This window comes from Nostoc sp., assembly GCF_036917935.1.
In the GTDB taxonomy this organism is placed as follows: Bacteria; Cyanobacteriota; Cyanobacteriia; order Cyanobacteriales; family Nostocaceae; genus Nostoc.
The window spans coordinates 68,532-82,379 of sequence record NZ_JBALEL010000030.1 but is presented as its reverse complement, the minus strand read 5'-3'; the positions used below and the strand labels follow the sequence as shown (position 1 = coordinate 82,379).

The following is a 13,848-nucleotide window of genomic DNA, read 5'->3' as shown; positions in this document are numbered from 1 at the left end:
ACTGTAGTCAAGCCAACCGAGCGCTCATATCCAATAATCAAAATATTATAAAATATTACTATTATGCCCTGCTATTCACCTTTTCCTGAAAACCTGCTGGAAAAGCGTAATCCCAGAATGATAAGCTAAACAGTGGCATAAATAGGATGAAGTAATAAATGGGTGTTTATTCAACGACTCCTCATCTCTTACGGGCTGCTCGTGGTGAAGTAGTAGATCGTCCCCCTGTATGGATGATGCGACAAGCGGGACGATATATGAAAGCATATCGAGACTTAAGAGAAAAGTATCCTTCGTTTCGCGATCGCTCCGAAATTCCAGATGTAGCAATTGAAGTTTCCTTGCAACCGTGGAAAGCCTTCCAACCAGATGGAGTAATTTTATTTTCTGATATTGTCACCCCATTACCTGGTTTGGGGATTGATATGGACATCGCCGAAGGTAAAGGGCCAATCATTCACTCGCCCCTCCGCACTCAAGAACAAATTGATGGTTTGCGTCCTTTAGAACCAGAAGCAGCTCTACCATTTATCAAGACAATTTTGCAAGCGCTGCGCTCGGAAGTAGGCGATAAGTCAACAGTGTTGGGCTTTGTGGGTGCGCCGTGGACGTTAGCAGCTTATGCAGTGGAAGGAAAAGGTTCTAAAACCTACTCCATCATCAAAAACATGGCATTCTCAGATCCGACGATATTGCATCAACTGTTAGCTAAATTAGCAGATGCGATCGCGATCTATGCCCGCTACCAAATTGACTCTGGCGCTCAAGTTGTGCAAATGTTCGATTCTTGGGCAGGTCAATTGAGTCCTCAAGATTATGATACCTTTGCTCTCCCCTATCAGCAGAGAGTTTTCCAGCAGGTTAAGCAAACCCATCCTGACACACCTTTGATTTTGCTAGTTAGCGGTAGTGCCGGTGTATTGGAAAGAATGGCACAATCTGGCGCTGATATTGTCAGTGTAGACTGGGCAGTAGATATGGCAGACGCACGAGCCAGATTGGGCAAGCAAGTCAAAGTTCAAGGAAATCTTGACCCAGGCGTGCTATTCGGCTCTAAACAGTTTATCCGCGATCGCATTCTTGATACCGTTCGCAAAGCTGGTAATTGGGGTCATATTCTTAATCTCGGTCATGGTGTCCTCCCAGAAACTCCCGAAGAAAATGTCGCTTTCTTCTTTGAAACGGCAAAGGAACTGAATCTTGCAGGAGTTAAGGCTTGAGAGTCAGGAGTTATGAGTTAGGAGTTAGGAGTTATAGCGTTTCCCAATCCCATGAAGTAGATCAGAGCCACCTCCTCGCTTGCGGGGAGGGGGTTGGGGGTGGGGTTCTTGTACCTGACTCAACCGAGAACCGCTATATAAAATATAAAGTGATCAGTTGCGAGGTGCAAAGTTATCTTTTATTCTTAACTCCTAACTTTATTAATAACTCCTGATTCGGAACTTTTAACTTTATTCTTAACTCTTTAGTTTTAACTCCTAACGTTTGAAAAATTCTCTATGAGCCAGAAACGGATTTTAGTGACTGGTGCAAGTGGTTGTATAGGTCATTATTTAACAGAAGCCTTAATTAAGGAAACAGATCACGAACTGTATCTACTAGTTAGGAACCCAAACAAACTGCAAGTTGATACCAAGGCACGTTCAGGCATCAACGTTTTGCAAGGTGATATGCAAAATATTCGCCAGTTTGCCGATTTGCTATCTACAATTGATACGGCGGTACTCACAGCCACAGCTTGGGGTGGTGATCAGACATTTGATATTAATGTCGTCAAGACTATAGAGTTGCTCGAACTGCTAGATCCAGAACGTTGCCAGCAGGTAATTTATTTTTCGACAGCTAGCGTTTTGGATCGCTACAATCAACCATTAAAAGAAGCCGGGGAAATTGGGACAGATTACATCCGTTCTAAATATGAGTGCTTAGATAAAAAAGAAAAATTAGCGATCGCACCCAAAATTACCACAGTATTTCCCACTTTAGTATTGGGCGGTGATCCCAATAAACCCTATTCTCATCTCACATCTGGCATTCCCGAAGTGACGAAATATATTAATTTGATTCGCTTTTTGGAAGCAGACGGCAGTTTTCACTTTATTCACGGACAAGACATTGCCACTGTTGTGCGATATTTAATTGATCATCCTCCCAAAAATGATCAACCACGTCGGTTGGTTTTAGGTCAAGCACCGTTAACTGCTAATCAAGCAATAGAAGAAGTTTGTACTTATCTGGGCAAAAAAATTTACTTTAGCATTCCTATATCTTTAGCATTGGCTAATTTGATTATTATTCTGTTCCGCATTCAGATGGCCGCTTGGGATCGGTTTTGCATGAACTATCGGCATTTCACCTATGAAAATTTCATCAATCCCGATAGTTTCGGCTTGCCAAATTATTGTGCAACCATGAGTGATGTTTTAAAAATTAGTGGCGTTGAACGTTAGCCAGTAAGGGAGTTTATGCCTTCCTGGTTTGATGAGGCGAAAAAATAATGAGCATTGACTTACGAGTAACTTATTAGGTAATGTGATGATCGTTACTGTTGTGCGATCTAGAAACAACATTCGTTGGTTTCGGTCTGATATAGATATCTGGATACTTGACTGGAACAAGTGGCGGGATGAATTTTTAAATGCTGGTTATGAGGTTCCAGAGCTAGATGTTTCTGAAAGATTTGGAATTACTGTAGTTAACCAAGAGACTGCGGAAAGATTTCTATCAGCAGTTTTGATATTCGAGATATCTAAGAATAATTTGCACACCGAATTGCTTACCCGTTATACAAATGCAAAATCATGGTGGGATGTTTCCGATCTATTCCCGACAGTATTTGTTGATTTTGATAAAAATCGGGTTGGTGCATTTTATTTTGAAGGTCCTGGGATAGAGAGGTATGTTCCAGATGGGTGGATTGGAGAGTTTGTAGACTTTGCTAATACCTACAACGAAGACGTATTTCCATCTAGCGAGAAATTTTGGATTTCAGATGGTTTTGATATACTTAAAATCCTTAACGAGCGAGGTAGTATGTTGAATGGTACATAAATTAGATTGGTACTAATTTTTTGACTTGCAGCAGACGCAATGAGGAGCATTTCCAGGTAGAACTTGGAAACGAGGTTTTAATACAGACCACTCGTAAGGGCACAGCATTGCTGTGCCCCTACCATCTGTTGCATCCAAACGAGAACTGCTATAGTTGCCCATTTGAGGGAAAAATATCAATGGTAAAATAAAACAACTTTAATAAAAAGTCAATAACTCTTTATTTTCGTTAGAGTGGGATAACAATCAAAGTGTGAGGATTGATACTACATGCGAATCTTGTTAGTGTATCCAATATTTCCCAAAACCTTTTGGTCTTATGAAAAAATCTTGGAGTTAGTCGATCGCAAGGTTTTATTACCACCTCTAGGTTTAGTAACAGTAGCCGCGATTCTGCCCCAAGAATGGGAATTCAAGCTAGTAGATCGCAACATCCGCCCAGCAACGGAAGCAGAATGGGCATGGGCAGATGTGGTGATTCTCTCGGCGATGATTGTCCAGAAACAAGATTTACTCGAGCAAATCCAGGAAGCAAAAAAACGTGGCAAGCTAGTCGCAGTTGGCGGCCCCTACCCCACCTCTGTACCTCACGAAGTTGAAAATGTTGGCGCAGATTTTCTAATTCTGGATGAAGGGGAAATCACGCTACCCATGTTTATTGAGGCAATTCAACGGGGAGATACATCTGGCACTTTCCGCGCCACAGAAAAACCTGATGTCACAAGCACACCAATACCCCGCTTTGATTTATTAGAATTGGATGCTTATGACATGATGTCGGTGCAGTTTTCGCGCGGGTGTCCCTTCCAGTGCGAATTTTGCGACATTATTGTTCTCTACGGACGCAAACCGCGCACCAAAGCCCCAGCCCAACTATTAGCAGAGTTAGATTATCTCTATGAATTGGGTTGGCGGCGGGGTGTGTTCATGGTGGATGACAACTTTATTGGCAACAAGCGAAATGTAAAATTGTTGCTGAAAGAGTTAAAAGTCTGGATGGCAGAACATAAGTATCCCTTCCGATTTGACACTGAAGCTTCAATTGACTTAGCACAAGATGCTGAAATGTTGGAGTTGATGGTTGAGTGTGGTTTCTCGGCGGTGTTTTTAGGGATCGAAACGCCGGATGAGGATAGTTTGCAAATGACTAAGAAGTTTCAAAATACTCGCAGTTCTCTAACTGAGGCAGTAGAAACCATCACCAAAGCGGGATTGCGCCCAATGGCTGGGTTTATTATTGGGTTTGATGGCGAAAAAGCAGGTGCAGGCGATCGCATTGTCCGGTTTGCAGAACAAGCAGCAATTCCCTCAACGACTTTTGCCATGTTACAAGCGTTACCTAACACTGCACTTTGGCATCGCCTGAAAAAAGAAGGACGACTGCGGGAAAACCAAGATGGGAACATCAACCAGACAACATTGATGAACTTCCTTCCCACCCGTCCTTTGGAAGAACTTGCGCGAGAATATATTGAAGCATTCTGTACTTTATACGACCCAGTACAGTATTTAGATCGCACCTATCGCTGCTTCTTGATGATGGGTTTGCCGAGTTGGAAAGCCCCAGCGAAAATGCCAGAGTGGATAGTTGTAAAAGCGTTGCTGATTGTGATTTGGCGACAAGGAATCAAACGGGAAACCCGCTGGAAATTCTGGCATCATTTGTTCAGCATTCTCAAGCGTAACCCTGGAGTTATTGAGCATTACATCTCTGCTTGCGCCCACAACGAGCATTTTCTAGAGTATCGCCAAATAGTACGCGATCAAATTGAAAGTCAGCTAGCAGAATATCTAGCGCAAGGTGCAGAAACGCCTTATGTGCTAGTTAAGAAAAAAGCTGAGGAAAAAGCGGAAGCAGTAGTTAGTTAAGGTTGGTAATGGGTAATAGTAAATAAATTACTTATTAGAGGATGTCTGAGAAGTATCAAATATTTATTGATCCCCCCTAACCCCCTTAAAAAAAGGGGGAATAAGAACGTCAAAGTCCCCCTTTTTAAGGGGGATTTAGGGGGATCTCTAAGCATTCGGTGTATACAAAAAAAATTTCAGACATCCTCTTACCCGTTCTCAATTAAAACTATACAAATGCAATATTTGAGTTTAAATTACTTTACAACCATGCGCTTAAAATAGTATTCTCCTAACTTAATTAGCAGGGGGAGAAGTGGTGTAACTACAGAAAGCAAGTATTGACGCAAGGTTGTAACATCAAAAGGCCACACAGGAAATTCATTAGTCAATGTGTAGAGAGAACGCAACTCTTGAAGTTTAACAGCTTCTTTCTTCAAAGTTTCTCCATCGCTACTCAAGCTTGTATGAATGCGTTTATAATCGATTTGAAACTGCTTGGCAATCTCACCTAATAATTCTTCTTTAGCTTTTTTCATACCTCTGCGGGCGGTAAGGAGAGGGCCAAAAAAACACACTAAGGATATGGGAATATAGAGTAGGATTGTGAAATTAAAATACCAATATTCCTGCGCGATTCCTTGACTAATAAATTGATACTTACTCAATGTGATCATTGTACCAAATATAGCTGCGAGGTAAGCTGTCTTTAATGAATATCGGCTCAACGGACTCAAACCGCCACAGCGATCGGGGTGGAGTGGATTAATTTTAAGTTGCTTATTATCCTTACCCAAAAGTTCATGCAGTAACCAAACATTTGTTGTTAGGTTCAACACTAATACACTTCCTGCGTAAAATATTGCAACAGCGTTAATTGCACCCGTAAGGGCAGGAATTCCTCCATCAGATCCTGTCCAGTTATAAACATCTTGCTGTACGGAGAAATACCAGATCCCAAAAGCGATCGCTGTTACTAATCCAAAAAATTGACGCCACGACTTTTGGTAAGGCAATAATACCAAATTAATTTCTGCTTCGGTAGTGTCAACAATATCCGATTGTTCAAGGTATTCAATTAGCTGATAGATTGCCTTAAATGACCACAGGTAATAGCCAAAAATGACTGGATTGAGCAGGCAGATCCACACCCAGGCGAACCAATCCTGTAGCAATCCTAAGTGTTTTTCATGTAATATCAACGTATTACTTACCGTAGCAGCTATTAAATAAAGACCAGATGTAATGACGATTGAGAGCATTCCTAAACTGACAGGTGTCAATTTGCATTTGTCAATTAACCAACGGGCTACAGGATCGGCACGATAAAAGTCTTGCTTTTGCATACTGTTTCTTAAAACTAATATGCTATCCTCTTTTTTCAAATACAATCTTAAGGAATATCCTCACTTAAGAAAACTGTATCTAAATCTCGATAACCGCTGACAATACGTACAACTTCTACACCGCCATCAATGGGACGATAAAATATTAAGTAATCTTCTAGTGGAAAACTCCGTAAACCACTGGCAAAAGTATCGCAACTTTGCCCCATATTAGGAAAATCGGCCAACAGTTTACACTGCTGTATAATTTTTTTGTTGAGTCTTAGGGCCGCATCAGGATTAAAGCGGGCAATATAGCTGCTAATTTCTTTCAAATCTAATCTAGTTGAAGGCGCTAAAATACACCTACTCATTATTTAGCAGCCTCAGCTTGTTGCATTTGGGCTTGGGCGCGTCGAATGTCTTCCTCTATTTCTGCAAATACCTCTTCACCATCAATTCCTTCACCACGTTCGAGTTCTTCGATACCAACTTGGATTTTAGCTTTCAATTCTGCTAAACGTTGTTCTTGAACGCGATCGCGTTCATCTAGCAATCTCAATGCTTCGCCCATCACCTCACTCACTGAGTGATATCGACCACTATTAACTTTATCCTTAACCAACTGCTCCAATTCTGGGGTCAAAGATACATTCACAATTATTACCTCATTCCATTTACTCTATATCCTAACCGAAAGGAGTTTGAGCAAAGTTAATTCGCTGCTGTTTGAGCTTCTTGATAAATTATTTCTTGGAACTGAATCATATCTTTTTGTGGATCGGCGTGGCTAACTTTCACCACTATCTGTTCGCCTAAGTTCACAGAACGTTTGAAAACCATTGGCAACTGCAAGCCCAAATCTTCTAACAAAATTAGCGCCAAGTTGCTGTCTTCTCGCAGCCACATCAACACTGTCACATCCCAAGTTTCCTCTGGATGACGGCGTAAATATTCTAGAGCATAATATCTATTAGTTTGTCGTTCCACCATCGTCACCTCTTGGGTAATGCTGGTGACAGTCATCATCACTTCTTTAAGTTGATCTGCGGAAAATGGCAGAACTTCACCCCGCAAATGGGCTTTAATTTGAAAGTGGGTGAGTAAGTCACTGTAGCGGCGGATGGGAGAGGTTGCTTGAGTGTAAGTATCCAAGCCCAAACCAGCATGACGCAAAGGCGTAATGCTCATTTCACTCTTGGGCATACAACGACGCATGGCGCAAGCCCGAACGAATCCGGCTGGAAGTAGAAGCAATTCCTCATCTGGAGGTAATTCTGGTTGCGGTTGACCGCGAAAGGGCAAAGGTATGTTATGAGTTTTACCATAACGAGCCGCAACTTCACCGGCAACAATCATCATTTCTGCTACCAGTTGCCGCGATGGGGAATCGTCCAAAATATCAATGTGGATCTCCTCACCTTTGACTTTGATCGTCGCTTCCGGCATGGTGATGCTAATTGCTCCTTGGGCGTAACGCCAAGCTTTGCGCCGCTGTGCCCAAGTTGCGATCGCAGCAATTTCCGGTTCTGCTTGTACCCGTAATTGCAGCATTTCATCTACATCTTCGTAGGTGAGGCGATAAGTCGGCTTAATCAAGCTGGTATGAATACTGTAATCTTCTACTCCTCCAGTTGTACCTAAAATAATCCCGAAACTCAGGGCGCAACAAACCTTTCCCTGGATCAGACTCATTGGCCCGGTTGCCAACACTTCTGGAAACATGGGAATCATTCCCGTCGGTAAATAGACTGTACTACCGCGCTTTCTGGCTTCCAAATCTAATTCATCTTCCGGTACTAACCATCTAGTGGGATCGGCGATATGCACCCACAGGCGTTCCCGTCCATCGGGCAGTACTTCCCAACTTAGACCATCGTCGATCTCTGTGGTAGTTTCATCATCAATGGTGTAAACCTTCAGATGAGTCAGATCAAGGCGGTTTGTATCTGAGTCAATCGGCGGGAAATCCAAACGCTGTTGCGCCACTTCTAATACCTTATGAGGAAATTGAATCGGAATTGAAGAACGACGCAGGAACAAGTTTTCATAAGGACTCCAGTGACCCAAATCTACCAATAGTTGAAAGGCTCCTTGGGGTGTTGTGGGTCGTCCCAGCATGGTCATAGTTTCTAATACTGGAGCGCTGGGCGGATAAGCGCGAGCTAAGGAGTCATAATTAACCCCCGTCCGCACCGTGTCAGCTATCAGCGCTGCGTATTTTTCTAGTCCTTCTAAGCGCTGGCGATCGTGACGCCCCCACTCTACTGCTTCACCTTGGAGTGCCTGCTCTACACGAGCTAAAAATTCCTGCTGTCCTTTAGCTTTTAGCGCCTCTACTTCCAGTTGGTGCTGGCGTTCTGCCACTTGAGCAGCAGTTCTTGGCTCGTAAGCGTCTCCTTTCTGCTTGAAATAAAGTTTGTCGTCTGATAACAAGCAATAGGCGGCATAACAAGGAGGTGCGGCTGATTCCGAAAATAGCAGATTCGCCATCAGGCTTGGGGTAACTGTTTCGCCATCTTCAACTAGTAATTCCCAAGCTACTTCTAAGCTAGATGGGTCTAAATAAGGCTTGATCTGCTCCAAAAAGCTGGCAATCTCAGAGGGCTTGTAAGTCTGTCCGGTAACTGTATAAGTTATTTGTCTAGGCGCGAGGCTGTGGGATTGACCACGTTCGTCTACCACAAACCAGCGGGTTTTACCGTCTGGACGTTCTACGATCCCCAGACGGCGATCGCCTTGAACCCTAAATTCAACTAGCGTCCCCTTCTCCACAACTCTCGCACTCTAATAATTTTAGATTTTGGATTTTGGATTTTGGATTTCATAACTGGTGTTAACTCCTAAATCCAACCGTTTTTCATTCAGCAATTTATTTTACACCCTCTGATTCAGATTTGAGATTTTGGACTCAGAAAGACAAAGCCAGATATTTATTTGAATGCAGCTTCTCTTTATAATCCAAAATCTAAAATTCCAAATCCAAAATTGTTTTAGCCTTCCGCATTGATAAATGGCAACAAAGCCACAATCCGCGAACGTTTAATTGCTAATGTCAACTCTCGCTGTTGCTGAGATGTCAGGCCGGTAATCCGACGTGGCAGTATCTTTCCCCGCTCGGTGACAAACTTACGCAATAAATCAACATCTTTATAATCGATTGGTTCTCCTGGCTTGATCGGAGAAAGGCGACGACGGAAATAACTCATCTTTACTTAATTTCCTTGTGAACAGTATGTTTGTTGCAGTGGGTGCAGAACTTTTTCAGTTCTAGCCGGTTGGTGGTGTTGCGGCGATTCTTGGTACTGGTATAACGTGAAACACCAGCAGAACGCTTATCTGAATTTGTCCGACACTCGGTACACTCTAGTGTGACAATAATGCGGGCACCTTTACTCTTAGCCATAATCTTACAAACAGTGAAGCCTGAAGAGAATTAACACAAATGACTATCTTCTCACATTCCGCCGCATATTTTCAACTAATCTTTTAATTTTTATATCAAGCGAGTAGCCACGACGCGACGAAACGATGAAAGTTCCACAATAGCGATCGTGTAAAGCCTGCCGCATCTGGGTATCAGAGAAGGCAGTCCCACAATCAATTGCTAGGGGAAGTACTAGCAGTATAGCAGTGGGATTGGCTCTAATATTGCTCAGGGCAATTGACACTAATAAAGCACCTAAGCCGATAATCGCCTCTCGCTTCACGAGTGAGAGCAAATCTGGAATTCTGCCCACTACTTCCCCGTCTTCGACTTCTAAGACTTTTAAATCGAACGCCCAACGCCCTAAACTTTGCCCTTGATTGTTGTATACCACCAGCACCCGCAAAACCAGCCAAAATATGACAAAAACTAGGATTTGCACAAATTGAATCCCGATATCGCCGCCGCCCAGTAGAGAACTGACTAACCAGACACCAAGGAAATCAAGCCCCAATGCCATACCTCGTCGCCCAATTTCAGCCTTGGGATAGTGTTTTTGGGGAAGTCGTTCGATAGTCATACAAAATAGGTATTTTTATTTAGGGGTTGGGGAATAATGATTACTCCTGTTTTTTATATTAAGATGATGACTTGGGTTTGGCGTTTAAACTGTTACACATAAAAGTTCCATAATTAGGGCGGCTAAGATTTTGGCGTGACACTTCGACAAGCTTGGTGCAAAGACTCTACGAACGCGAACAGGGTGTCGCAGGCAGAGGCTGCGCCAACGACAAGGCTCAGTACAAGTCAGTCGAACACTATCCACACGACAAGAGTCTGTTTTTAGGAAATCTTGTATTTTTGTAGAAACTTAATTTTAACTAATTTGGAAGTTGTATGATGATGCATCTGTTTGCTAAAACAGCTATTAGTCTGGTAACGACTACTACTTTAGGGTTAGCGATCGCCATAACCACTAACAACCTAGCTCATGCTGCTGAGTTCAAATTTAACTGGAAAGGAGACACTGGTTATTTAGCTCAAGGTTCATTTAACTACGATACAACAACTGCTCCCAGCGTCATTTCTGAAACAGGTTTGGGAGCTACGAAAAACTTGCAATCCCTCTCAATTTCCTTCTTTGATCCCTTGAGTAATCTCATAAATAGTTTCACTCCCGTACTTAGCGGTCTATCTAACTACAGCTTTTTGAGATTCAACTTTGATAGCACTAAAGAGCAAATCTTTGGCCCCTTTGATGTTGGCAAGGATAATGATCTTCCTGGTGACACGTGGCTCAATAATAATCTCGCACTCATAGATGAAGATTCGAGTGATGAAGTTGTAGCTAAAGAATTTGGTTTTTACAACAGAGATGCAGCAGGCACAAAGCAAATACTAGATTTAAGCAATAATTCGGTTCAGATATCCAAAGTCCCCGAAGGAAGCATAATTATAGGTTTACTAGCAGTGTGTAGTTTGGGAGCTAGCCTTAAGCAGAAATTCAATCCAAAATCCAAAATTTAAAATCTACAATTGGTCAGTGTTACTTTACAGGAATCAGGATAAAAAGTCGGAGGCGATCGCTATGTTATCAGTCAGCGATGCACAAGCAATTATTTTAAATTTAGTACAACCGTTGGATGAGCAACGGGATACAGAAGTTGTCGATTTATTGGCAGCCGATAGTCGTATTTTGGCAACGCCTGTCACCAGTCCGCTAAATTTTCCCCATTGGGATAATTCGGCAATGGATGGCTATGCAGTTCGGTACGAAGATGTACAGCACTCTAGCGCTGAACAACCAGCTATTTTAGAAATTGTTGAAGATATTCCGGCTGGGTATCAGCCCAAGTCTACGATTCAACCAGGACAAGCCGCACGGATTTTCACAGGTGCCCTGATCCCAGCAGGTGCAGATACTGTAGTCATCCAAGAGAAGACACGCCAAGAGGAAAACCGTGTATTTATCCTGGATGCACCAAAACCACAAGGATTTGTCAGACACAAAGCATCTTTTTATCAAGCTGGAACACAACTACTACCAGCCGGAATTAAGTTAAATGCCTCAGAAATTGCCGTACTAGCAGCAGCACAGTGTCCGCAATTAAGTGTTTACCGCCGTCCGCGCGTGGCAATTTTTTCCACTGGTGATGAGTTGGTGACAGTTGATCAACCGTTGCAACCAGGGCAAATTGTGGATTCTAATCAGTATGCGATCGCAGCTTTGGTGAGACAAAGTGGCGCAGAACCGTTAATTTTAGGCATTGTGAAAGATGATCCAGTTGCTCTGGAGAAAGTTATTAAGCACGCCATTGCGATCGCTGATATAGTTATCTCGTCTGGTGGTGTCTCTGTGGGAGATTATGACTATGTTGACAAAATTCTAGAGTCACTAAAAGCAAAAATCCACATTCGGGCTGTACAGATGAGTCCAGGAAAACCCCTCACTGTGGCCACTTTCCCAACTCAGAACGGGCTAAACCCTAGCTATCCGCTAACAGCACTATACTTTGGTTTACCAGGGAACCCTGCTGCTGTGTTGGTGACATTTTGGCGGTTTGTGCTACCAGCAATCAAGAAACTTTCGGGAATTACTGAAGGTTGGGAACCATTATTTTTGAAAGTGCGATCGCGTAATGAATTGCGATCGGACGGCAAACGCGAAACTTACCTTTGGGGTAAATTGCATTTAATTGATGGTGTTTACGAATTTCACAAAGCTGGTGGTAGTCACAGTTCTGGCAATTTAATTAATTTAGCTCAAACCAATGCCTTAGCTGTTCTACCTGTGGGTAAAACATTAATTTTGCCACAAGAAGAGGTGCAAGTTTTGCAGCTTAGTAATAGTTAAAATATCTGCTCAAAAGCCTCAATCAAGCTGTTAACTTCCTCAAGGGTGTTGTAATGCACCATACTCACCCGGACTATTCCACCTTGAGATCCTAACCCCAGATATTCAATCAGCCGTTTAGCATAAAAGTCCCCATAGCGAATCCCAATATAATGCTGGTCAGCTTTTGCGGGAATAGTTGAGCTATTTATTCCATTTACCACAAAAGATATAGTTGGTACACGGGATTGGCGGTCAGCCTTTAATTGACCAATCACTCGCACATTCGGTTTACTGTTGAGGTAATTTAGGAGGCGATCGCTAATCTTTTCTTCATGTATGCTAATTAAATCAAACGCCTGTACCATTTGATTTCTCAAATCAGGTGCAGTCTCATTACCGTAGTGCAGTTGTGCTAATTCACTTAAATAATCACATAAACCTAACATTCCATAACTTAATTCAAAATTGACATTCCCTAACTGAAATTTATAAGGTATATCTGTCTGTTCAATAAAATAATGGTTAAGACCAGGCAATCTTAATAAATGTTCTTCTTTACCATAAAGTAAGGCATGATGCGGCCCATAGACTTTATAACAACTCAAAGTATAGAAATCAACATCTAAATCTTGCACATCAACTAATCTGTGGGGTGCATAAGCTACACCATCCACACAAATCATGGCGTTGCGATCGTGTACAAATGTAGCAATTTCTTTGATTGGGTTGATAGTTCCCAGAACATTAGAAGCATGAGTCAAGGCTACCAGTTTTGTCCGTTGACTCATCAATGGTTCTAAATCTGCTAAATGAAGTTCCAAAGTATCTGGACGAACTTGCCACACTTTTACCTTCATTCCTTGTTTTTCAAGAGCTACCCAAGCACCAATATTGGCCTCATGGTCACAATTAGTAACAATAACCTCATCACCAGGTGTGAAGGTTTGACCCAGGCAAATTGAGAGAACCTTTAACATCATTGTAGTCGATGGGCCCATGACCACTTCTTTAGAAGAATTGGCATTAATCAAAGTAGCCATTCCCCTAGTTGCTAGAGTTAATCGTTCTCCTGCAAGTTGAGAAACCCCATAAGAAGCTCCCAACTGGACATCAGAACTCAGGAGAAATTCGCTAATTCTATCTACTACCTTTTTCAGGGTTTGTGACCCGCCAGCATTATCAAAAAAAGTCCATTCACCAGCTAGAGCGGGAAAATATTGACGAACTTTATCAAGATTCAAGAGCATAGTATAAGTCCTCTAGGAATGTTCTTTACCCTAGCCTACCTTTTGGCAAGTCGCCCAGAGAGCATCTACATGCTATTTTGGAGTTTACAGGTTGTTGTGCCAGCCTTCTTTCTC

General features: G+C 42.4%; 14 protein-coding genes. 6 read left to right on the top strand and 8 right to left on the bottom strand.

Annotated features, from left to right (window positions below; all coding sequences use genetic code 11):
- Positions 1–158 precede the first annotated feature (158 nt).
- The 4 genes from hemE to V7K62_RS13400 all read left to right on the top strand — a co-directional run bounded on the left by hemE (position 159) and on the right by V7K62_RS13400 (position 4,920).
- Positions 159–1,220 carry a uroporphyrinogen decarboxylase gene (hemE, locus tag V7K62_RS13415; protein ID WP_334864648.1) on the top strand — a complete coding sequence of 354 codons (1,062 nt, stop codon included), beginning with the start codon at positions 159–161 and terminating at the stop codon, positions 1,218–1,220.
- A gap of 279 nt (positions 1,221–1,499) precedes the next feature.
- Entirely contained in the window at positions 1,500–2,450 is a 951-nt protein-coding gene (locus V7K62_RS13410; RefSeq protein WP_334864646.1) for an NAD-dependent epimerase/dehydratase family protein, read from the top strand.
- Between the two features lie 82 nt (positions 2,451–2,532).
- A complete protein-coding gene (locus V7K62_RS13405; protein ID WP_334864644.1) occupies positions 2,533–3,051 on the top strand; it encodes a hypothetical protein in 519 nt (172 codons plus the stop codon).
- Between the two features lie 270 nt (positions 3,052–3,321).
- A complete protein-coding gene (locus tag V7K62_RS13400; protein WP_334864642.1) occupies positions 3,322–4,920 on the top strand; it encodes a B12-binding domain-containing radical SAM protein in 1,599 nt (532 codons plus the stop codon).
- Positions 4,921–5,156: 236 nt separating this feature from the next.
- Here V7K62_RS13400 and V7K62_RS13395 read toward each other — a convergent pair whose 3' ends face one another.
- From V7K62_RS13395 to V7K62_RS13365, 7 genes are all read right to left on the bottom strand, one after another.
- Positions 5,157–6,245 (bottom strand): hypothetical protein, encoded by a 1,089-nt coding sequence (locus tag V7K62_RS13395; RefSeq protein ID WP_334864640.1) that lies wholly within the window; start codon positions 6,243–6,245, stop codon positions 5,157–5,159.
- A gap of 47 nt (positions 6,246–6,292) precedes the next feature.
- Complete coding sequence (locus V7K62_RS13390) at positions 6,293–6,598, bottom strand: type II toxin-antitoxin system RelE/ParE family toxin (protein ID WP_334864638.1); 306 nt, start codon at positions 6,596–6,598, stop codon at positions 6,293–6,295.
- The gene (locus tag V7K62_RS13385) at positions 6,598–6,882 is read right to left on the bottom strand and encodes a type II toxin-antitoxin system ParD family antitoxin (RefSeq protein ID WP_334864636.1); all 285 of its coding nucleotides are present in this window, start codon (positions 6,880–6,882) and stop codon (positions 6,598–6,600) included. The genes V7K62_RS13390 and V7K62_RS13385 overlap by 1 nt, the downstream gene beginning before the upstream one ends.
- A gap of 56 nt (positions 6,883–6,938) precedes the next feature.
- Positions 6,939–8,999, bottom strand: coding sequence for a ribonuclease catalytic domain-containing protein (locus V7K62_RS13380; protein ID WP_334864634.1), 2,061 nt, complete (start codon positions 8,997–8,999; stop codon positions 6,939–6,941).
- 218 nt (positions 9,000–9,217) lie between these two features.
- Positions 9,218–9,433: a 30S ribosomal protein S18 gene (gene rpsR, locus V7K62_RS13375; RefSeq protein WP_012411240.1), complete on the bottom strand. Its 216-nt coding sequence runs from the start codon at positions 9,431–9,433 to the stop codon at positions 9,218–9,220.
- 2 nt (positions 9,434–9,435) lie between these two features.
- The gene (rpmG, locus tag V7K62_RS13370; RefSeq protein WP_094333178.1) at positions 9,436–9,630 is read right to left on the bottom strand and encodes a 50S ribosomal protein L33; all 195 of its coding nucleotides are present in this window, start codon (positions 9,628–9,630) and stop codon (positions 9,436–9,438) included.
- Between the two features lie 43 nt (positions 9,631–9,673).
- Entirely contained in the window at positions 9,674–10,231 is a 558-nt protein-coding gene (locus V7K62_RS13365) for an RDD family protein (RefSeq protein WP_334864631.1), read from the bottom strand.
- Positions 10,232–10,548: 317 nt separating this feature from the next.
- On the opposite strand from V7K62_RS13365, the gene V7K62_RS13360 reads away from it, so the two are divergent.
- Together V7K62_RS13360 and V7K62_RS13355 are read left to right on the top strand one after the other, a co-directional pair.
- Positions 10,549–11,178, top strand: a complete 630-nt coding sequence (locus V7K62_RS13360) for a hypothetical protein (protein WP_334864629.1) — start codon at positions 10,549–10,551, stop codon at positions 11,176–11,178.
- A 61-nt stretch (positions 11,179–11,239) separates the two neighbouring features.
- Entirely contained in the window at positions 11,240–12,505 is a 1,266-nt protein-coding gene (locus V7K62_RS13355; protein ID WP_334864696.1) for a molybdopterin molybdotransferase MoeA, read from the top strand.
- Here V7K62_RS13355 and V7K62_RS13350 read toward each other — a convergent pair.
- The gene (locus tag V7K62_RS13350) at positions 12,502–13,734 is read right to left on the bottom strand and encodes a cysteine desulfurase-like protein (RefSeq protein ID WP_334864627.1); all 1,233 of its coding nucleotides are present in this window, start codon (positions 13,732–13,734) and stop codon (positions 12,502–12,504) included. The two genes, V7K62_RS13355 and V7K62_RS13350, sit on opposite strands and share 4 nt — an antisense overlap.
- Positions 13,735–13,848 lie beyond the last annotated feature (114 nt).